Below are 18,256 nucleotides of genomic sequence, written 5' to 3'. Positions count from 1 at the left end.
TACTTTATAAGGTTAGTCGCCACACGCGTTGTAATTTTCTAAATTTCTGGATTTCTTTCCGTAGAAGTCGTACGAAATCCTTGCCGTTGCTATTGGCAAGTTCAAGGTGTTCGCAATGCTTGCTTAAGCGTTCGGTAAGCAGACTTACGGCATGTACGTAATGCTTCCTGCTCTCCTGGAAAAATTCATTTTCAGCTCTCGCAATATTCGGCAATAGTGATTCGGAATATCGAATAATATCGCCGGTAAAATATACGCTCTTATCTTCCAACCCATGATCATTCAAGCCAGATACATCCGGCAAAAGGTAATCTGATACAGATTTGGATATCTTCATGATCTCCCGGGCCTTAGAATATAAAGCTTCGCTGGGCTGTCGGGACTTATTGTAAGAAGATGACATCGTTTAAATTTTCTACTAAATTACTAGAGACTATTCAAAGACGCATTTAAAAGTTAATGTGAACCGTGGAATTATATTTAATATTTAAATTTATAGGTATCTAATACTTTAAAAAATATGGTGGATAAATTGAACTGGGCGATCCTGCAGGAATTACAAAAAGATGCGAGAGCATCGTTTTCGGAGATAGGTAGAAAAGTGGGACTAAGCTCACCGGCCGTTGCTGAAAGAATGAAAAAAATGGAAGATGCCGGGGTGATCAATTCTTATAAGGTTAATATTAGTCATCAGAAAACGGGATATCAACTAAGGGCGGTAATTACATTGCGAGCATTCACTGGAAGACTTAAAGCATTTTTAGAAACAGTTTCAACCTACAAAGAGGTGCTCAATTGTTATCGAATAACGGGTAATGAAAATATTATTATGGAGGTAATCTTAAAAGATCAGGTTCACCTAGAGAAACTCATTGATCAGTTGATTACCTATGGGGAAACCAGAACCCATATTATCCTTTCCAGGGTTGTAGATGATGCGCCAATACTACCACGATAAATTTTTAAACTTTCAACAGGTGTAAACGAGCCAGAAAGAACTGTTAAAATATCGGCTTTCAATTCTTTCTGTTAACAGTTTGATTTGAGAATTTCCTGTTCTTAGTTAAAAAGATTCGAATTGTAATTTTGTTATGACAAACTGAAGAGATTCGTACTTAAATTTGTACCAAACAAAACAAGTAAAAAGTATCATGAGGAAGAAAGCACTATTATTTTTAGTTCTTGCAGTAGTAACAGGATTAGTAGGATTTACCGGATTATCATTTTCTGGAATAGAAGTTATTAGAATAATGTTCCTGATTTTTGCAGACTTACTGGTGATTTCTCTTATGGCGAAATTATTTTTTCCAGAGAAACAGAAAATGAAATATCAGCCAGTGAAAAGGAGATAAAAAACACATCAAAAATACCCCAACCCGTAAGTTTATTGCTTGCGGGTTTTTTTATGGAATAATTCGTGATGCAATTGTTATATTTAAATATATTACAATACCTATGAAAAGACTTCTACCATGTTTCATCTTTCTTTTACTCCCTTTGTTAATCATAGGGCAGGAGGTTAGAATTGCCAAGGGCAATGTTACTAAAGGCATCAATATTCCCGGATCTCAAGGTGAAACTTTCGTAATTTACACTCCTTCCCAATATTCTAAGGATAAAAAATGGCCAGTCATATTTATCTTCGATCCAAAGGGAAGGGCGACCAGTACCGCAAATTTATTCCGACCTGCTGCGGAAGATCAGGGATATATTATTGCGGCTCTGGAACTTGATTTAAAATCTAAGTCTCTTGATAGTGTTATAAATACTTCTGTTTCCATGATGAACTTAGTAACCGGAACTTTATCAATTGCCCCGGAGCAAATCTATTTTGCTGGTATGGCGGAAGGAGCACAGATCGCCTCAGCGCTCACATTAATGAATAAGAATATGGCTGGAATCCTGGCCATTAATAACTCATTCGTTAATCCAAAATTCGTGAATGATCAGGAACCCTATATGTTTATTGGAATAGGAGGAAGTCAGGATTATATGGTTTACGAAATGGAAAGCTATCTTAAGTTTTATGACAAGCGAGATTTCCCAACAGAGATCTATTACTTTGACGGTAAGGAGAATGACTGGCCATCCAGTACAGTCATCTATAATGCGGTTTCCGGTTTTACGTTACAAGCAGTAAAGGAAGGAACAAGACAGGCAGATAAAGAGCTCATTTCTAAATTATACCAGCAGGAACTTGATTATGTAGAAAGTCTGAGACGAAAAAGGAATTACTATTCTGCGTATGAGAACCTGGAGAGAATGGAAGAAAAGTACGCAGAATTTGGTTACGAGGATAAGGTTAAGGATCGAATGAAAGAGGTAAAGCGTACCAGAGGTTATTCTGCTCAGAAAAGAGATTTCAAACAGGCAGTTTCTTATGAACGTGAACAACAGGCGGAGTATGAATACCTGTTAACTTCAGATGTGATGACGCAAAACTTTCAAAATATTGGTTGGTGGGCTTACCAGATGGATGGTCTGGAAAAACTCCAGAATAGTTCTGAAAAGGCCAAAGTAGATATGGCTTACAGATTGAAGGGATATCTGGACTTGCTTTCCAAGCGACAGTTCGATGATATCATGAAATCCAATGCCGGAATCGATGCCAGAATCTTTATAAGTGTTCTAAGAACTGCGATCAACAAGGAAGATCCTGAAGCGTATTTCAAAATTATTTCTCTGGCTTCTTTAGATGGGGATGCTGAAACTGCTCTTTTATACCTGGAAGATCTTCTGAAGACCGGTTACGATGACTATGAAAAATTGTATTCCATCGATGGAACTCTGGATTTAAAATTTTCTGAAGAATACAATGCGATCATTCAGAAGTATCTCAAAAAATCGAAATACTAAGCTGCTTCCCGAGCCAGAAACTTCTTCAGAAGCAAAAGTAACAGAATGCAAATAACGGCGAGACCCATCATAGTATACCAGGTGAAGTCGTAACCAAAATTATCGATTAATTGCATTCCAGAGTTATGTCCAAAAATATGGCTGACTGAAAAGGCCATACTGTAAAGCGCCATGTAACTACCCCGTTTTTTGCCTTGAGACCTGATAAGAGCAAAGGTGTTGGAAAATGGAAAGGCGATCATCTCGCCAATAGTAACCAGAAGCATCCCAACAATAATAATTTCCACCCAACCTGTAAGATTTATGACCAGAAAGCTTAATGCGGTTAGAAAGGCACCAAATATGACATAATTCAACGTTCCTAAATTTCGGTTTTCCAGGTATTTGATCAGAGGCATTTCAAACAGGAATATGAAGAATCCATTCAATCCTAATATGAGTCCGATCTTGAGTTCGCTCAACTGATGTACTTCAGAATAGTAAAGCGGGACGGTAGAGAAATACTGGATAAACACCAGTCCGAACAGCATTAGCGCTACTATGAATACCCAATACAGTTTATCCTGGTATGCAGAAGCGGTATTGGTAATCTCCTCTTCGGGTTCTTCCACAGCACGCTTAGGGTGAAGTAGTTTTAATAATAGAACGCCTGCGAAAAGGCAGGTGATACCGTCAACCCAGAATAGACCATCATAACCCGCAGTAGCTATAATTAAACCTCCCAGCGCTGGTCCTGCGGAAAATCCTAGATTTATCGCCAGTCTTATCAATGTTAGGGATCTAGTTCTATTCTGTGGTTTACTATAGGCGCTAATCGCAACAAATACTGCAGGTCTGAAAATATCTGCTATAGACATGACCAGGTAAATTCCCAGGCAGAACGTCCAGAAATCCTGAGGGAACTGAAGTAGAACGAATAATACGGAACTACCAATCAAACTACCAGCCATGGTTTTGTAATGGCCGAAAATATCTGTTAGCTTACCACCCAGAAAAGAGCCGGTTACAGATCCCAGTCCAAAGAATGTGAGTATCCATCCTACTTGCTCCAGGCTGAATCCCTGACTCTTGGTGAGATACAGAGAAAGAAATGGAATCACCATAGTGCCGGCTCTGTTGATCAGGGTGATCAATGCCAATAGCCAGATTTCTTTTCTCAATCCAGAGAACGAATCGATATAGGATACATATAACTTTTTCATAGACTTGTCAAGCCTCAAAATTACTTCAATTTTTCTGGTAGATATTGGTTATTTTGGGAATTAAATACATCACATGTCTACATTCAGAAATTTCGTTATTCTTCTTATTCTTTCCATATCCTCGTTATTACAGGCTCAGATGCCGGAGGCAGTAAAAGCTTCGGAAGAGTATCGAGTGAAAATGAATGAAGATTTTAGAGATCCCGAAGAATCTCCACTGGAAAAAGGAGACCTGGAAAATTTTGATAGGCTGGAATTTTTCACAATTGATACTACCTACATCGTTGAAGCAGAATTTGTTCGAACTCCATCAGAATCTCCTTTTGAAATGCAGACAAGTACTTCCAGGACTTCCACTTATGTTAAATATGGAGAGCTTTATTTTGAACTGAAGGGAAAAGAATTTATGCTGAATCTATATCAAAACCAAAGTCTTAGATCAGATCCTGAATATTTTGATTATTTGTTCCTGCCCTTTACAGATGAAACTAACGGAATTTCAACTTATGATGGAGGTAGATATATAGACTTCAGAATTCCTGAAGAGAAGAAGGTAACTATAGATTTTAATAGGGCATACAATCCTTATTGCGCATACAGCGGCCGGTATTCCTGTCCCATTCCTCCTAAGGAGAATCATCTGGAAACAGCAATACCGGCCGGTGTTAAAAAGTTCGCTAAAAACTAGAACGCATAAATGGCAGCGACCAGAAAGGAAGCCAGGTCACTATTTGGTTGTAGGTCCCGATCCAGAAATGCAGGGTAATTATCTGAGACGCTATCAAGACGTAATTCAGGTTTAATGATAAGTCCGCCGGTCTGGAAACTACCGGTTAGAGTGAAAGCAGTAATACTGGTGTTTGCTCCATAAACAACACCTCCATCTTCCAATTCTTTGAAGTACTCAGCTCTTAAGCCAAGACCAAAATTATCTGTAAGGGAAAGTTGCGGATAGACTGCTGCACCATAAAAGCCTGTGCCGTCAGTATCTTGGTAAGTAGTATTCAATCCAAGGTAAAAACTGTCGGTTAGATCCCAACCTGTAGTAAGGTCTATTTGAAATAGACTGTCATCTGAAAGTGATTGCTCACCGTAGAGAAGATTTAGAAAGGCACTTCCACCGTCTACACTATAACCCAATTGTCCTCCAAAACTATATTTCCCGGTGGGGTTATATTCAGTATAATCTGTAGGATTCATGATGGCTAGCATCCCGGTCCAGTTATCGTCAAAGCTAAAGTCGGCTTTGATCCCAGTGTGAGAGAAAGGTCCGTAGGAGAACATATAAGAGGTAGAATAATTAAAATTCGCGACCGGAGAAATTACCTCGTAACCTAAATAGGTATTCCAGTTCCCAAGTGTGAATTTAAGAGCATCATTGACTTTATAATAAGCGTATAACTGATTCACAATTTGAGCAGAACCCTGGGAGAGAAATACAGCATCTTCACCACGGGGTCCAAAGACCAGATCTGCCACAAAGCCGACTTTATCATTTTCGTAGCCCAGTATCACATTGGCCATTCCAATCGCAAAACCGGGATCGTTTGCAAAGGAAGTGGCTGGAGCGGCAGGGTCCAGAGTTACGGCATCACCACCTACGATTTCTTCAGATTGGTTAAGACCATTAAAATTTGTTCTGAAGTAAGCATCAACACTTCCACTGATAATGAATTTTGAGGTTTCTTCGTTTTCCTCTTCCTGCGCCTGCAAGCTAAATGAGAAGACTAAGAGGCATGGTACAATGAAGATTTTTATTAATTTTGAAAATGTAATTGCATGCATAATTTTAAGATTAAAACATAGTTAGTGTATTCGTTTAGCGACGGTATTACTTAATGTATTTTAAAGTTTAGCAATTATATAACGGAGCGTTTGGAGGAACGCTCCGTTTCTATTTTAGCTGTTATTTTTGATTTAGTCCGAAATCTGGATAGGCATCCATTCCATGTTCATGAATGTCCAGGCCTTCAGTTTCTTCTTTTGCTGAAACTCTTAGTCCAAGAGTAACCTTCAGAATATAGAATATGATAAATGAGGTCACGATACAGAAAGCGGCATAAGCCCCAACACCAATAAGCTGAGTAATGAATTGATCGATTCCCGCCATATTTCCGAAGATACCAACAGCAAGAGTTCCCCATATTCCGCAGATCAAATGAACGGCTACGGCACCCACAGGATCATCCAGTTTCAGTTTGTCAATAAACGCAACTCCCATTACGATAATTACACCTGCGATCGCACCAATAAGAATTGCATCTGTTGGGGACATCTGGTCTGCACCGGCGGTGATTCCTACCAGTCCACCCAGAATACCGTTTAGAAACATAGTGATATCGTAGTTCTTATAAAGAATGCTGGAGAATATAAAGGATGCTACTCCACCTGCTGCTGCTGCAAGACAGGTTGTTACCAGGGTTAATGAAGTTAGTTCTGGATCTGCAGAAAGTACTGAACCTCCATTAAATCCAAACCATCCTAACCATAAGATCAAAACTCCTGCAGTGGCAAAAGGCATGGAATGACCAGGAAAAACTCCAATTTTACCATCTTTGAATTTTCCGATTCTTGCACCTAAGAGATAAATAGCAACCAAAGCAGCCCATCCACCAACTGAATGAACAAGTGTTGAACCAGCGAAATCGTAGAATCCCATTTCGTCAAGGAATCCGCCACCCCATTTCCATGATCCGGCTATTGGATATACAATTCCCACATAGAGAATTACAAAGATCATAAAACTGTTTAGTTTGATCCTTTCTGCTACTGCACCAGAAACAATAGTTGCTGCTGTAGCTGCAAACATTCCCTGGAACAAAAAATCTGTCCAGTAAGTATAGCCTTCACTGTAAGCCAGATCGAGACTTCCACCGACAAGAGGACTATCCAGTCCAAAGCCTGCAAAACCAAAATATCCATTAAACTCTCCCGGATACATCAAATTAAATCCTAGTAGGCAATATAGCAACAGGCCTACGGTGATGATAAACAGGTTTTTAAATAATATGTTGATCGTATTCTTTTGCCGGGTAAGACCTATCTCTAAAAGAGCAAAGCCCATGTGCATAAAGAAAACGAGTGCCGTACAGATCATCATCCATACGTTATTGATAGTTAATATTCCTTCCATAATAAGTTACTGTTGAGATTGTAGTTTTTACTTGAGTGATTCTGAACCTTTTTCCTTGGTTCTTATTCGGTAGGCTTCATCTATTGTGGATATAAAGATCTTTCCATCTCCAACACTGCCGGTATATGCAGCTTCCATTAAAGTTTCTATGGTTTTATCCATGAAACTATCTGTGACCACGATAGACAGGTATCTTCGTTGAATATCTGCGGTGCTGTAGGATACACCACGATAAACATGACCTACCTTTTCATTACCAACTCCGGTTACATCCCAGTAGCTAAAAAACGTAACTCCAATTGAGTGCAGGGCTGCTTTGGTCTTGTCAAACTCAGACTTGCGAATAATTGCTTCAATTTTTTTCATAAATGTTGATTAAGAGAGGTTTAAAGTTATTAAAAACTTCAACAGACCCTGTAAAAATATAGGTCTTCTGTCAACTTTTACGATATAAATAAAAAACACCCCTATAAATTTAGGGGTGTTTAAGTAAAATGTTTAAAATCGAAATATATGTATCTGAGAATAGATCAAAAAAGTCTGGAAAGGATAATTCCGAGGAATATGGCGATAATTCCTAGGATGATACTACCAAGGAAATATATAGAAAATGAAATATAATCACCAGATTTTATCATATTGAAATTTTCGAATGAAAAGGTACTGAAGGTGGTGAAGCCACCACAAAAACCAATGGCTAAAAGAAAGTATAATGGATGATTGAGCATATCCTGTTTAATAAACCATCCAAGGGCAAGCCCTAACAAAAAGCTACCCAGAACATTCACTACTAAAGTTCCCTGGGGAATAACACCGCCGTCATTTAAATACTTGTTCAGCAAATATCGCAGACTGGATCCTAAACCGCCTCCAAGAAAAACGAGTAGCAGGTTTTTAATCATCTAATGCTGTTTCTTTTTCTCCAAGTGGAATGTACAAATGAGTGATCCATTCCGCTGGATTGGCATTGTCCTTTGGACCAGTAACATGCACCTGGAAGAATTCTGCATCTTCCATAATTACCAGGTCGTTCTCCTGAATATACTGGTAAGCCGCATCCCAGGCTTCCTGTAAATATTCATAATCACCTTTTAAAGTGGTTTTTAATGTTTTTTGGTTCGGCATAAAACCGTTCAGTACCTGGCTATCCTGAGGTGTAATTACTTCACTTGGAGTAAAATAGGCTGCCGAATAAATGGCGGTTCCTCTATCTTCATTTCTTTCATTGAAGAGAATAAAAGGTTTGCCAGTCATTTCAATATTATTAGAATTCATGAAGTTGCTCACGTCATTCGTCATATCTTGCATTTTGCCCGCAATTTGTGAAAGTCGGCTCGCAGTAGTGATATAAAGATAATAACCTCCACCGTGTTGCGTCACTCCGTCCACATTGATCGAATAACTTTCGATCTCCTTTCTTATCTGTTCTTCAAGATTATCCAATCCCTGTTTGAATACCGGCTGTAATCGCTGAGTCATACTTTCATTTTCAAACAAAAAAGCTGCTTTTTCAAGAAAAGTTTGATCACCTTTTAAAGTCCAGGTAGTTAGGATGCTGTCATTTTGTTTTTCAAAAGACCAGGAGATATCACTGGTGCTTTCTCCAAAAGTTGTCTTGAAGGTAACCTGTTGCTCAATGCTACCATGCGGATTGGCCTTCGTGGTCACCAGCGAACCATCACCCATTTCTTCGCTACTCCATTCGTAGTTCGCACCCTCACCAATGGTCTTATCACCGTAATTAATGATCATGTCTTCAGCACCATTAGACCATGGTTCCCATTCTTTCCAGGTAGTAAGGTCATTTACCTCATCATAAAGAACTTCCTGGGGAGCTGCGATCATGCGCTGTTCCTGTACCTGGTAACTTCCATCTTTGGTGGCGATATAAATGGACGCTCCAATGAATATGATCAATAAAAGGAAAAACAGGTATTTAAGAATTTTCATGATGACTGGGATTATTGAGAACTAATATAATTATTTTGAAGTGGTTGTAAGAATCAATGATTCAGCTGCGTCTTGATTATAAATAAAATCACAATAAAAGCTATAAATGCTAGCAGCACCATCAAACTTCCTTTGTAGTATTTTTTATGTAGTTTCAGATCCTTTCGGTAACTAATGATCATAACGATGATAAATGCTACCACGAAAAAGGCAGCGAATATAAGTTGTCCGGTAGAAAACATTTAGTTAATTTTTCAGCAAAGTTAAACTTTTTAAACATTCTAATCATGAAGAAAGCTATTGCTGCTGTGGAAGAGTTTCATTCTGCATTTGGTCTTGGCATCAAACAGAAGCCAGAGGCCAATCTTGGAAAGAAAAAGAACCGCTTGCGTTATATTCTAATGAAAGAAGAGAACGAGGAGTATCTGGAGGCTGCTAATAGCGGAGATCTTGTTGAGGTAGCAGATGCTTTAGGGGATATGCTTTATATATTATGCGGTACAATTCTCGAACACGGCATGCAGCATAAGATCGAAGAAATTTTTGAAGAGATACAGCGAAGTAACATGAGCAAACTGGATGAAAATGGTGAGCCAGTTTATAGAGAGGATGGAAAGGTCCTGAAAGGGAATAATTATTTTAAACCTGAAATAGGCAAAATCCTGGAATAATAAAAATCCCGAAAGAGAACTTCCGGGATCGTATATCATTGCTGTTTAGAGGGATTTTATTTCACCTCGTAAGTCCAGTTGTACAGATCTTCAGTTTCATTATACTGAATTTTCATAAGTGTATCCTTGAAAAAACTCGCATAAGAATCATCCATATTTGGTAATTCGAACTTATCTTCTTTATAGCCGAAGCCAGCAATAGGATTGATCACAGTTGCAGTTCCAGATCCAAACATTTCTTTTAATTCTCCTTTTCTGGCAGCTTCCACGATCTCCTGAACGCTAACTCTGCGTACTTCTACTTCAATATTGTTTTCTTCCGCAAGTTTTAGAACACTCTTTCTGGTCACCCCATCAAGAATCCGGTCGTTTGTTGGTGCAGTTACCAGTTTGTTTCCTATTCTAAAGAAAATATTCATTGTACCAGCCTCTTCAAGATATTCATGGGAATTGGCATCGGTCCAGATGATCTGCTGGAAACCTTCTTCCTTTGCAAGATTGGTAGGGTAAAACTGTGCTCCGTAATTACCTGCTGCCTTCGCGAATCCAACTCCACCATCTGCAGCTCTGCTATATTTTTCTGAAAACTTCACTCTCACTTCTCCACTGTAATAAGCCTGTGCCGGAGAACAAATGATCATAAATTTATATTCCTTTGCTGCGGAAGCTGAAACACCTGATTCCGTAGCGATCACGAACGGTCTTAGATACAAACTGTTTCCAAAACCTTTCTTGATCCAGGCTTTATCTAACTTTAGTAATTCTTCCAGCGCCTCAAAGAAATATTCCTTCGGAAACTCTGGAATTGCCATTCGCGCACTGGATTTATTGATCCTCTCAAAATTTTGCTCTGGTCTGAAAAGCCAGATACGATCATCTTTATCCTTGTAAGCTTTCATTCCCTCAAATACAGCCTGTCCATAATGAAACACACGCGCGGAAGGTTCTAAAGATAAAGGTCCATAAGGTCTGATGATAGGTTTTTGCCACGCACCATCCTTATAATCACATTCCATCATATGATCTGAGAAAACCTGTCCGAAAGCTAGATTATCAAAATTAGTCTTGTCTATTTTAGATTCGGTAGTCTTTTGTATCTCTATCATTAGTTGGTATTTTGTGGTTGTTCAGTCTTGTTGCGCAAATTTACCTAATTAAAAGTAGAATCAAAATCTAAAGTTTTGGTAAATTTGGCGCAGAACACCCTATAATATCTGAGAATCATGAGAATAACATTAGTAATCGCAGCCATCGCCTTGAGTCTGGTTAGTTGCAAGGAAGCTGAAAAATCAACGAACAATGACCTTGCTGAAGTACAGGAAGTTCAGGAATCTTATGAGAGTTTCGGAAAGAAATTTTCTGGTGATGCGGCTTTGAATGCTTCGGAAATGCTTGAAAAATATAGAGCACTGGAAACAGGTGATACTATTAACGTTAGCTTCAGCACCAGGGTGATGAGTGTTTGTAAGGAAAAAGGTTGCTGGATGGTATTGGATCTTCCCGAAACCGATCAGGATCCCATGGTGAAATTTAAGGACTACGGATTTTTTGTTCCGAAGGATATAGAAGGAAAAGAGGTAGTAGTGAATGGGAAAGCTTTCGCTGAAGTCACCAGCGTAGAAGATCAAAAGCATTACGCTAAAGATGCAGGAAAATCTGAAGAAGAAATCGCCGCGATAACAGAACCTGAACAATCCTTTGGATTCCTGGCAGATGGAGTTCTTTTGAAGAAATAATTTGGAAAGAAAAATTATTAAAACCAGCGATGGTTCTGTGACCATACATTTACCTGAATGGGATGAACAATACCACTCCAAACATGGTGCTATTCAGGAAGCCAGGCACGTGTTTCTCAAAATGGGTTTGCATCACTGGTTGGAATCAAATTCAAAGAGACCACTGGAAATTCTTGAAATTGGTTTTGGTACCGGTCTCAATGCTTTTCTAACTCTTTTAGAATCCAATAGTAATGATATTGAGATAAAATATACAGGAGTAGAAGCATATCCTGTAGTTCCATCTGAAATTAAACTGCTTAACTATCCAGAGGCGGCCGATGCTGCTACAGCTGAAGTCCTATTCGAAAAATTACATTCCGTTCACTGGGAAATTTCAGCTCCAATCACCGAAAAATTTTCTTTACTGAAGAATAAACTGACATTTCAGGAGATCGATTTGACCAGCCAGTTTGACCTGGTGTATTTTGACGCTTTTGGCGCGAGAGTTCAACCCGAGTTGTGGGGAGAGGATATTTTTATTGCGATGTATAAAGCTTTAAGGTTTCATGGTGTTCTTGTAACCTACGCTGCGAAAGGGAGTGTTCGGAGAGCCATGATTTCCGCTGGTTTTCAGGTAGAGAAATTACCGGGACCTCCGGGGAAGCGAGAAATGTTAAGAGCTGTTAAACTATAACTGCATTCTCGTTAAACCTGTAGAATTTTGCTACACCTGCCTTTAGTCTGTTGTATATTTCTTCAAAAAAAGAGATGAAAGTACTTATTACAGGAGCTACTGGAATGATTGGTTCCAGGTTGAGTGATCAATGCAGAGAGAGTGGCATGATAGTACATTATCTAACCACCAGTAAATCGAAGATCGAGAAAAGGGAAGATTACAAAGGTTTTTACTGGAATCCGAAATCTGAAGAAATAGAAAAAGAATGCTTTGATGGTGTTACCACGATCATCCATCTTGCAGGTGCCAGTATAGCTGAAAAATGGACTTCAGAATATAAAGAAACGATCATAAAGAGCAGGACCGAAACTGCGGCATTGCTTTATGATACCTTAAAGAACAACGAACACCAGGTGGAAAATTTTATATCTGCCAGCGCTATTGGCAAATATCCGGACTCCCTGGAAAAATTATACTTTGAGGACGACGAAGTGCTTGCAGATAATTTCGTAGGAACTGTAGTAAAGAAATGGGAAGCAGCGGCAGACAGGTTTAGTAACCTAGGAATAGATGTCGCAAAAATTCGTGTTGGCTTGGTCCTTTCTGAAAAAGGCGGAATGCTTGAGAAAGTCAGGAAACCTATAGAGATGAATGTTGGTGCCCCTTTGGGAAGTGGTAAACAATGGCAAAGTTGGATACACCTTGATGACCTCGCGGGCATTTTTCTTCATGCTACAGAAAGAGAGCTTACAGGAGTTTACAATGCGGTTGCGCCAAACCCGGTAACCAATAAAGAAATGACCAGGCAATTGGCAGATCAGCTAAATAAACCGTTATGGCTTCCAAATGTTCCCAAATTCGTACTTAAAACCATGCTAGGCGAAATGTCGCAGATCGTACTTTCCAGTCAGCTGGTAAGTTGTAAGAAGATCGAAGAACATGGATACAAATTTAAATATTCCAATCTTTCCAAAGCTTTGGAAGATCTTGTTTAAAACAAAAAAGGCTGCCAGATGGCAGCCTTTTTTTTATGATTCGAACTTTATAATTAAGCTTTCTTAGCTTCAAGGTTGATCGTTAACTGAATTTCATCGTTGATGAATTGGTCCCCAAGACCTTCGAATACAGATTTAGAACCATAGTTTACGTTCCATTTTGTACGATCAATGCTAAAATCTTTACTGCTGATAGTGTAAGTATCATTATTCTTGCTAATAGTTACAGGAAAACTAATGTTCTTAGTAACCTCTTTCATTGTAAGATTTCCCTGTAGCATTGTAGTACCTTCTTCTTCAGTGATTCCAGTTACTTCAAAAGTAGCTTCAGGATATTCCTGAACATTAAAGAAGTCTCCTTCTTTTCCTTCTACAGTTCCCATAAGGTGAGCCTCAAGATTGGACTTTTCTTCACCTTCAAGATCTGTAACTTCGATAGATTGCATGTCAATCACGAAAGTTCCACTCTGGATCGTAGAGTCTGTAGCCATAAATGTACCTTCTTTCACAGCAATAGTTCCTGTGTGATTTCCAGTTGGCTTAGAACCCTGCCATTCGATAGTTGAAGCAGTAGTATCTACCTTGTATTCCATTGCTTCAGCTTCAGCAGTTGCCGCATCTTTAGCATCAGCAGTTTCAGCTTCGTTATTGTTATTTTTACATGCTGTAAAACCAAGTCCAAGACTAGCTACTACAAATGCATTCAGTAATAATTTTTTCATTGTTAAAGTGTTTTATATTCCGCGCAAAAGTAAATGGAATATCAAACCGGGCTTCTTAAAGTTTTATTAAATAATTTCTGTGACATTTTGACATTTCAGCTTAATTGGCAATGATTTTGACCCAATTGCAGCAGAAAGTAAATTTTTTATAAAATGAGCCGAAAAGAAGATAACATCAAAGACGAAGATAAAAGAGTGAAAGACCAGGTTGAGGACGCGATGGATGAAGCAATAAATGAGGTAGACCAGACCGGTGATGATACCGAAGCAGAAGATACAGTAAGCGATAACGAACTTACCGAAGAAGAGCGCATGATAGAAGACCTTCAAAAGGAAAAGGATAAATTCCTGAGACTTTTTGCAGAATTTGAAAATTATAAGCGTAGAACTTCCAAGGAACGTCTTGAATTGTTCAAAACTGCCAACCAGGAAGTAATGACAGCCATGCTGCCAGTTATGGACGATTTTGACAGGGCTATGAACGAGATCAATAAGTCTGGTGATGAGAACCTTCTCAAAGGAGTTGAGTTGATTCACAACAAGCTTCGCGAAACTCTAAAAGCTAAAGGTCTGGAAAGAATGGACGTAGAGCAGGGGAGTGATTTCGATTCTGAAATTCATGAAGCTATTACGCAAATTCCGGCGCCAACAGAAGATCTTAAAGGTAAGATCGTAGATGTGGTTGAGCCAGGATACAAGCTTGGAGAACGAATTATCAGGTATCCAAAAGTGGTTACAGGTAAATAAAAACGCTTTTACAGAATTGTAAAAACACAGTATGAAAGAAGATTATTACGAAATATTAGGCGTAAGTAAAGACGCTTCAGCAGCAGAGATAAAGAAAGCATATAGAAAAATGGCTTTAAAGTATCACCCGGATAAGAATCCTGGTGACTCCACAGCAGAAGACATGTTTAAAAAATCTGCTGAAGCTTATGAGGTATTAGGAAATCAGGAAAAACGTGCTAAATATGATCGTTTTGGTCATCAGGCTTTCGATGGCGGCGGATTCGGCGGTGGCGGCGGAGGTATGAATATGGATGACATATTCAGCCAGTTTGGTGATATCTTTGGCGGTGGCTTTGGCGGCGGCGGCGGTTTCTCCGGTTTTGGAGGTGGCTTTGGTGGAGGTCAGCGACGTGCAAAAGGGAGTAACCTTAGAATACGCGTGAGCCTTAACCTTGAAGAAATTGCCAACGGCTGTGAAAAGAAGATCAAAGTAAAGCGTAAAGTTCAGGCTTCAGGAACTACTTATAAAACCTGTACTACCTGTAACGGGTCAGGTCAGGTAACCAGAGTAACTAATACCATACTTGGTAGAATGCAAACTGCTTCTCCATGTACTACATGTGGTGGGTCAGGACAGATCATTGACAAGAAGCCTGATGGTGCAGATGCTCAGGGTCTTATTATGAAGGAAGAAATGGTTTCTATAAAAATTCCAGCAGGAGTTGAAGATGGAATGCAGTTAAAGGTTTCCTCAAAAGGGAACGATGCACCTGGTAATGGAATTCCCGGGGATCTACTAGTTGCGATCGAAGAGAAAGAACACCCTAGCTTACAACGAGAAGGTGATAATCTTCATTATGATCTTTATATAAGTTATTCTGAAGCAGCTCTTGGTACTTCCAAAGAGATCGATACGGTAACTGGAAAAGTGCGTATCAAGATTGAAGAAGGGGTACAGTCAGGAAAGATTTTACGTCTTCGCGGTAAAGGTATTAGTAGTATCAATGGCTACGGAAAAGGAGATTTGTTGGTTCATGTAAATGTATGGACCCCTAAAACTTTAAATAAAGAACAAAAAGAGTTTTTCGAGAGAATGGCTAATGACGAGAACTTTCAGCCGAATCCAGAAAAAAGCGACAAATCATTTTTTGAAAAAGTGAAAGATATGTTTTCATAAAATCCAATTTTAAGAAAATTTTTATATATTTGATTATCGCTAAGTCTTTTAGCGATAATTTTTCTTTTTCATAGCAATTTTTTTCCCATCCTTAATTTATTAAGGGTGGGTTTTGTTTTTAAGGACTTTTTGAATAATAAAATCTTCTTAATCGACTTTTTCTCTGTTGCTATTTCTATATCTTTAACATATTATAAAGAACTCTATGGATAATCTTTTGGTTGCCGAGAATGTCTACAAGCGCTTCGGAAAATTTACCGCTCTCAACGATGTTTCTCTAAGTATCCCGCGCGGAAGTATTTTTGGACTCTTAGGTCCTAATGGTGCAGGAAAAACTACCTTTCTCAGGATAATCAACCAGATCACCATGCCAGATGAAGGCAAGGTATATCTTGATGGCAAACCATTACATCCAGATGATATCGCTCACATTGGTTATTTGCCGGAAGAAAGAGGGCTCTACAAGTCCATGAAAGTTGGAGAACAGGCACTATATCTGGCGAGATTAAAAGGATTGAGTAAAGCGGAAGCTAAAGAAAGGCTTAAATACTGGTTCGAGAAACTGGAGATAGAAGAATGGTGGGATAAAAAGATCCAGGAACTGTCTAAGGGAATGGCTCAGAAAGTACAATTTGTGATCACTGTTTTACACCGCCCAAAACTTCTGATTTTTGACGAACCCTTTAGCGGATTCGATCCTGTGAACGCGAATCTTATTAAAGACGAAATACTGCAATTGAGAGAAGAAGGAGCTACTATTCTATTCTCTACTCACCGTATGGAAAGTGTGGAAGAGCTTTGCGATTATATAGCACTAATCCACAAGTCGAATAAATTACTGGATGGCCCAATCAACGAGATCAAAAAAGCATATACTTCAAACACTTTTGAAATAGGTCTGGAAACGGCAGATAAAAATGCTTTGTATGCAGACCTGCAGTCAAAATTTGATGTTGGGCCCGCTAAGTACAAGAGTATTCAGGATGATCTTAAACTAACCATCAAGGTTGGTGAAAAGGATGATTCTAATGAGTTGCTTAGATATTTACTCAGCCGGGCGAAGGTGAACCATTTTGTGGAGGTGATTCCTTCAGTAAACGATATTTTCATTAAAACTGTGACTCAGAATGCGTAATTTAAAGTTGATCATTAGCAGGGAATATCTTGCCCGGGTACGCAACAAGACCTTTATCGTGATGACATTTTTGAGTCCGCTCATCTTTGTGGGAATGATCATGTTGATCGCTTATTTGAGTATGCTTAATAGTACCGATCAAAAGATCATTGGAATTCATGATGACACCGGAATTTTTGCTGAAGAATTTAAAGATGGAGAACAGGTACAGTATCTGGATCTTTCAGAAAAAGATCTTCAACTTGCCAGGACTCAGGTTCTGGAAAATGAATATTTCGGACTCATCCATATCTCTCCTCTCAATTCTATTAGCGGCAAACCAGATACGATCGAATTCTTCGGAAAAGAGACACCGGGTTTTGGAACTATAGAGAATATCGAGAAAACCATATCAGATAAATTAACCCGTAAACAACTAATTGATAAAGGAATAGATGTTTCAGAAATAGATAAAGCGAGAGCAGATGTTAGCGTGGACATTCAGAATTTCTCGGGAGAGAAAAGCTCGAAAATGTCTAATTATATCAAGATGTTCTTTGGTGGTGCAGCCGGTTACCTGCTTATGATGTTCATCATAATCTATGGGAATATGGTCATGCGAAGTGTGATCGAGGAGAAAACCAACAGGATCATAGAAATCATAGTTTCTTCAGTGAAGCCCTTCCAGTTATTATTAGGGAAAGTTCTGGGAACCAGTCTTGCGGGACTAACACAATTCGTAGTTTGGGTAATTCTGGGAAGTGTACTATTATTAGGATTGTCTACTTTCTTAGGAATCGATCCTATGGCAGCACAGACGCCGGCAACTATGGCGATGGAAAATGCCGGGAATCCAAAGATCAATCAGCTTGTGATCGATATTTTGAAGTTGCCGTATGCCAGCCTGCTTAGTTTCTTTGTGATCTACTTTATTGGCGGATACTTTCTGTACAGTTCGGTTTATGCAGCGATTGGAGCCGCGGTAGATAGTGAAACCGATACGCAACAATTTATGTTCCCGGTTATACTTCCTCTAATTTTAGGGATCTATGTAGGTTTCTTTTCCGTAGTGGAAAATCCGCATGGGACCGTATCGACCATATTTTCATTTATACCATTTACATCACCTATTGTTATGCTCATGCGTATTCCTTTTGGTGTGCCATGGTACGAAATCTTAATTTCCATCATTATTTTAATTGGAACCAATTTCGCAGTACTTTGGTTATCGGCAAAAATTTACCGTGTGGGAATATTGATGTACGGGAAAAAACCAAGCTATAAAGAATTGTATAAGTGGCTTAAGTATTAGA

The 18,256-nt window shown here is 39.0% G+C and carries 22 protein-coding genes; 12 read left to right on the top strand and 10 right to left on the bottom strand.

What is annotated here, in order from left to right; all coding sequences use genetic code 11:
- Positions 1 to 4: 4 nt before the first annotated feature.
- Complete coding sequence (locus ACSHZO_RS10430) at positions 5 to 403, bottom strand: hypothetical protein (RefSeq protein WP_295181236.1); 399 nt, start codon at positions 401 to 403, stop codon at positions 5 to 7.
- Between the two features lie 117 nt (positions 404 to 520).
- Here ACSHZO_RS10430 and ACSHZO_RS10425 point away from each other — a divergent pair, with 117 nt between their 5' ends.
- From ACSHZO_RS10425 to ACSHZO_RS10415, 3 genes are all read left to right on the top strand, one after another.
- A complete protein-coding gene (locus ACSHZO_RS10425) occupies positions 521 to 958 on the top strand; it encodes an Lrp/AsnC family transcriptional regulator (RefSeq protein ID WP_295181234.1) in 438 nt (145 codons plus the stop codon).
- Positions 959 to 1,151: 193 nt separating this feature from the next.
- Complete coding sequence (locus ACSHZO_RS10420; protein ID WP_298247592.1) at positions 1,152 to 1,352, top strand: DUF1328 domain-containing protein; 201 nt, start codon at positions 1,152 to 1,154, stop codon at positions 1,350 to 1,352.
- A gap of 103 nt (positions 1,353 to 1,455) precedes the next feature.
- Positions 1,456 to 2,856, top strand: a complete 1,401-nt coding sequence (locus ACSHZO_RS10415) for a hypothetical protein (protein WP_298247591.1) — start codon at positions 1,456 to 1,458, stop codon at positions 2,854 to 2,856.
- Here the strand turns inward: ACSHZO_RS10415 and ACSHZO_RS10410 are convergent.
- Complete coding sequence (locus ACSHZO_RS10410) at positions 2,853 to 4,058, bottom strand: MDR family MFS transporter (RefSeq protein WP_298247590.1); 1,206 nt, start codon at positions 4,056 to 4,058, stop codon at positions 2,853 to 2,855. The two genes, ACSHZO_RS10415 and ACSHZO_RS10410, sit on opposite strands and share 4 nt — an antisense overlap.
- Positions 4,059 to 4,131: 73 nt before the next feature.
- Between ACSHZO_RS10410 and ACSHZO_RS10405 the strand changes: the two genes are divergently transcribed.
- Entirely contained in the window at positions 4,132 to 4,746 is a 615-nt protein-coding gene (locus tag ACSHZO_RS10405; protein WP_298247589.1) for a DUF1684 domain-containing protein, read from the top strand.
- Here ACSHZO_RS10405 and ACSHZO_RS10400 read toward each other — a convergent pair.
- The 6 genes from ACSHZO_RS10400 to ACSHZO_RS10375 all read right to left on the bottom strand — a co-directional run bounded on the left by ACSHZO_RS10400 (position 4,743) and on the right by ACSHZO_RS10375 (position 9,383).
- On the bottom strand, positions 4,743 to 5,843 hold the full coding sequence (locus ACSHZO_RS10400) for a porin (RefSeq protein ID WP_298247588.1): 1,101 nt from the start codon (positions 5,841 to 5,843) through the stop codon (positions 4,743 to 4,745). The genes ACSHZO_RS10405 and ACSHZO_RS10400 overlap by 4 nt on opposite strands.
- Before the next feature lie 121 nt (positions 5,844 to 5,964).
- Positions 5,965 to 7,191, bottom strand: a complete 1,227-nt coding sequence (locus ACSHZO_RS10395; RefSeq protein ID WP_298247587.1) for an ammonium transporter — start codon at positions 7,189 to 7,191, stop codon at positions 5,965 to 5,967.
- A gap of 27 nt (positions 7,192 to 7,218) precedes the next feature.
- Positions 7,219 to 7,557, bottom strand: coding sequence for a P-II family nitrogen regulator (locus ACSHZO_RS10390; protein ID WP_298247586.1), 339 nt, complete (start codon positions 7,555 to 7,557; stop codon positions 7,219 to 7,221).
- A 164-nt stretch (positions 7,558 to 7,721) separates the two neighbouring features.
- Positions 7,722 to 8,093, bottom strand: a complete 372-nt coding sequence (crcB, locus tag ACSHZO_RS10385; protein WP_366878163.1) for a fluoride efflux transporter CrcB — start codon at positions 8,091 to 8,093, stop codon at positions 7,722 to 7,724.
- On the bottom strand, positions 8,086 to 9,141 hold the full coding sequence (locus ACSHZO_RS10380; protein WP_298247585.1) for an SRPBCC family protein: 1,056 nt from the start codon (positions 9,139 to 9,141) through the stop codon (positions 8,086 to 8,088). Before ACSHZO_RS10380 ends, crcB begins: the two co-directional genes overlap by 8 nt.
- 53 nt (positions 9,142 to 9,194) lie before the next feature.
- Complete coding sequence (locus ACSHZO_RS10375) at positions 9,195 to 9,383, bottom strand: DUF3810 domain-containing protein (protein ID WP_141878476.1); 189 nt, start codon at positions 9,381 to 9,383, stop codon at positions 9,195 to 9,197.
- A gap of 45 nt (positions 9,384 to 9,428) precedes the next feature.
- Here ACSHZO_RS10375 and ACSHZO_RS10370 point away from each other — a divergent pair, with 45 nt between their 5' ends.
- Positions 9,429 to 9,812, top strand: a complete 384-nt coding sequence (locus ACSHZO_RS10370; RefSeq protein ID WP_298247584.1) for a nucleoside triphosphate pyrophosphohydrolase family protein — start codon at positions 9,429 to 9,431, stop codon at positions 9,810 to 9,812.
- 56 nt (positions 9,813 to 9,868) lie between these two features.
- Here ACSHZO_RS10370 and ACSHZO_RS10365 read toward each other — a convergent pair whose 3' ends face one another.
- The gene (locus tag ACSHZO_RS10365) at positions 9,869 to 10,918 is read right to left on the bottom strand and encodes a branched-chain amino acid aminotransferase (protein ID WP_298247583.1); all 1,050 of its coding nucleotides are present in this window, start codon (positions 10,916 to 10,918) and stop codon (positions 9,869 to 9,871) included.
- A gap of 117 nt (positions 10,919 to 11,035) precedes the next feature.
- On the opposite strand from ACSHZO_RS10365, the gene ACSHZO_RS10360 reads away from it, so the two are divergent.
- The 3 genes from ACSHZO_RS10360 (at position 11,036) to ACSHZO_RS10350 (ending at position 13,201) form a co-directional block, all read left to right on the top strand.
- Entirely contained in the window at positions 11,036 to 11,548 is a 513-nt protein-coding gene (locus ACSHZO_RS10360) for a DUF4920 domain-containing protein (protein ID WP_298247582.1), read from the top strand.
- 1 nt (position 11,549) lies between these two features.
- On the top strand, positions 11,550 to 12,224 hold the full coding sequence (gene mnmD / locus ACSHZO_RS10355; RefSeq protein ID WP_298247581.1) for a tRNA (5-methylaminomethyl-2-thiouridine)(34)-methyltransferase MnmD: 675 nt from the start codon (positions 11,550 to 11,552) through the stop codon (positions 12,222 to 12,224).
- A gap of 74 nt (positions 12,225 to 12,298) precedes the next feature.
- Complete coding sequence (locus tag ACSHZO_RS10350) at positions 12,299 to 13,201, top strand: TIGR01777 family oxidoreductase (protein ID WP_298247580.1); 903 nt, start codon at positions 12,299 to 12,301, stop codon at positions 13,199 to 13,201.
- A gap of 53 nt (positions 13,202 to 13,254) precedes the next feature.
- Here the strand turns inward: ACSHZO_RS10350 and ACSHZO_RS10345 are convergent, their stop codons facing one another.
- A complete protein-coding gene (locus tag ACSHZO_RS10345; protein WP_298247579.1) occupies positions 13,255 to 13,923 on the bottom strand; it encodes a YceI family protein in 669 nt (222 codons plus the stop codon).
- A gap of 153 nt (positions 13,924 to 14,076) precedes the next feature.
- On the opposite strand from ACSHZO_RS10345, the gene ACSHZO_RS10340 reads away from it, so the two are divergent.
- The 4 genes from ACSHZO_RS10340 to ACSHZO_RS10325 all read left to right on the top strand — a co-directional run bounded on the left by ACSHZO_RS10340 (position 14,077) and on the right by ACSHZO_RS10325 (position 18,255).
- Complete coding sequence (locus ACSHZO_RS10340) at positions 14,077 to 14,670, top strand: nucleotide exchange factor GrpE (RefSeq protein WP_298247578.1); 594 nt, start codon at positions 14,077 to 14,079, stop codon at positions 14,668 to 14,670.
- A gap of 31 nt (positions 14,671 to 14,701) precedes the next feature.
- Positions 14,702 to 15,829, top strand: a complete 1,128-nt coding sequence (gene dnaJ / locus ACSHZO_RS10335; protein WP_298247577.1) for a molecular chaperone DnaJ — start codon at positions 14,702 to 14,704, stop codon at positions 15,827 to 15,829.
- A 205-nt stretch (positions 15,830 to 16,034) separates the two neighbouring features.
- The gene (locus tag ACSHZO_RS10330; protein ID WP_298247576.1) at positions 16,035 to 16,964 is read left to right on the top strand and encodes an ABC transporter ATP-binding protein; all 930 of its coding nucleotides are present in this window, start codon (positions 16,035 to 16,037) and stop codon (positions 16,962 to 16,964) included.
- Positions 16,957 to 18,255, top strand: coding sequence for an ABC transporter permease (locus tag ACSHZO_RS10325; protein WP_298247575.1), 1,299 nt, complete (start codon positions 16,957 to 16,959; stop codon positions 18,253 to 18,255). Before ACSHZO_RS10330 ends, ACSHZO_RS10325 begins: the two co-directional genes overlap by 8 nt.
- Position 18,256 lies beyond the last annotated feature (1 nt).

The sequence above is a fragment of the Christiangramia sp. 3-2217-3z genome (assembly GCF_051195275.1).
Classification (GTDB): domain Bacteria; phylum Bacteroidota; class Bacteroidia; order Flavobacteriales; family Flavobacteriaceae; genus Christiangramia; species Christiangramia marina.
This window is presented reverse-complemented; position numbering and strand designations above follow the sequence as displayed.

Coding starts and splice junctions, on each gene's coding strand:
- ACSHZO_RS10430 (WP_295181236.1), bottom strand. CDS start 403: ATGTCATCTTCTTACAATAAGTCCCGACAGCCCAGCGAAGCTTTATAT.
- ACSHZO_RS10425 (WP_295181234.1), top strand. CDS start 521: ATGGTGGATAAATTGAACTGGGCGATCCTGCAGGAATTACAAAAAGAT.
- ACSHZO_RS10420 (WP_298247592.1), top strand. CDS start 1,152: ATGAGGAAGAAAGCACTATTATTTTTAGTTCTTGCAGTAGTAACAGGA.
- ACSHZO_RS10415 (WP_298247591.1), top strand. CDS start 1,456: ATGAAAAGACTTCTACCATGTTTCATCTTTCTTTTACTCCCTTTGTTA.
- ACSHZO_RS10410 (WP_298247590.1), bottom strand. CDS start 4,058: ATGAAAAAGTTATATGTATCCTATATCGATTCGTTCTCTGGATTGAGA.
- ACSHZO_RS10405 (WP_298247589.1), top strand. CDS start 4,132: ATGTCTACATTCAGAAATTTCGTTATTCTTCTTATTCTTTCCATATCC.
- ACSHZO_RS10400 (WP_298247588.1), bottom strand. CDS start 5,843: ATGCATGCAATTACATTTTCAAAATTAATAAAAATCTTCATTGTACCA.
- ACSHZO_RS10395 (WP_298247587.1), bottom strand. CDS start 7,191: ATGGAAGGAATATTAACTATCAATAACGTATGGATGATGATCTGTACG.
- ACSHZO_RS10390 (WP_298247586.1), bottom strand. CDS start 7,557: ATGAAAAAAATTGAAGCAATTATTCGCAAGTCTGAGTTTGACAAGACC.
- crcB (WP_366878163.1), bottom strand. CDS start 8,093: ATGATTAAAAACCTGCTACTCGTTTTTCTTGGAGGCGGTTTAGGATCC.
- ACSHZO_RS10380 (WP_298247585.1), bottom strand. CDS start 9,141: ATGAAAATTCTTAAATACCTGTTTTTCCTTTTATTGATCATATTCATT.
- ACSHZO_RS10375 (WP_141878476.1), bottom strand. CDS start 9,383: ATGTTTTCTACCGGACAACTTATATTCGCTGCCTTTTTCGTGGTAGCA.
- ACSHZO_RS10370 (WP_298247584.1), top strand. CDS start 9,429: ATGAAGAAAGCTATTGCTGCTGTGGAAGAGTTTCATTCTGCATTTGGT.
- ACSHZO_RS10365 (WP_298247583.1), bottom strand. CDS start 10,918: ATGATAGAGATACAAAAGACTACCGAATCTAAAATAGACAAGACTAAT.
- ACSHZO_RS10360 (WP_298247582.1), top strand. CDS start 11,036: ATGAGAATAACATTAGTAATCGCAGCCATCGCCTTGAGTCTGGTTAGT.
- ACSHZO_RS10350 (WP_298247580.1), top strand. CDS start 12,299: ATGAAAGTACTTATTACAGGAGCTACTGGAATGATTGGTTCCAGGTTG.
- ACSHZO_RS10345 (WP_298247579.1), bottom strand. CDS start 13,923: ATGAAAAAATTATTACTGAATGCATTTGTAGTAGCTAGTCTTGGACTT.
- ACSHZO_RS10340 (WP_298247578.1), top strand. CDS start 14,077: ATGAGCCGAAAAGAAGATAACATCAAAGACGAAGATAAAAGAGTGAAA.
- dnaJ (WP_298247577.1), top strand. CDS start 14,702: ATGAAAGAAGATTATTACGAAATATTAGGCGTAAGTAAAGACGCTTCA.
- ACSHZO_RS10330 (WP_298247576.1), top strand. CDS start 16,035: ATGGATAATCTTTTGGTTGCCGAGAATGTCTACAAGCGCTTCGGAAAA.
- ACSHZO_RS10325 (WP_298247575.1), top strand. CDS start 16,957: ATGCGTAATTTAAAGTTGATCATTAGCAGGGAATATCTTGCCCGGGTA.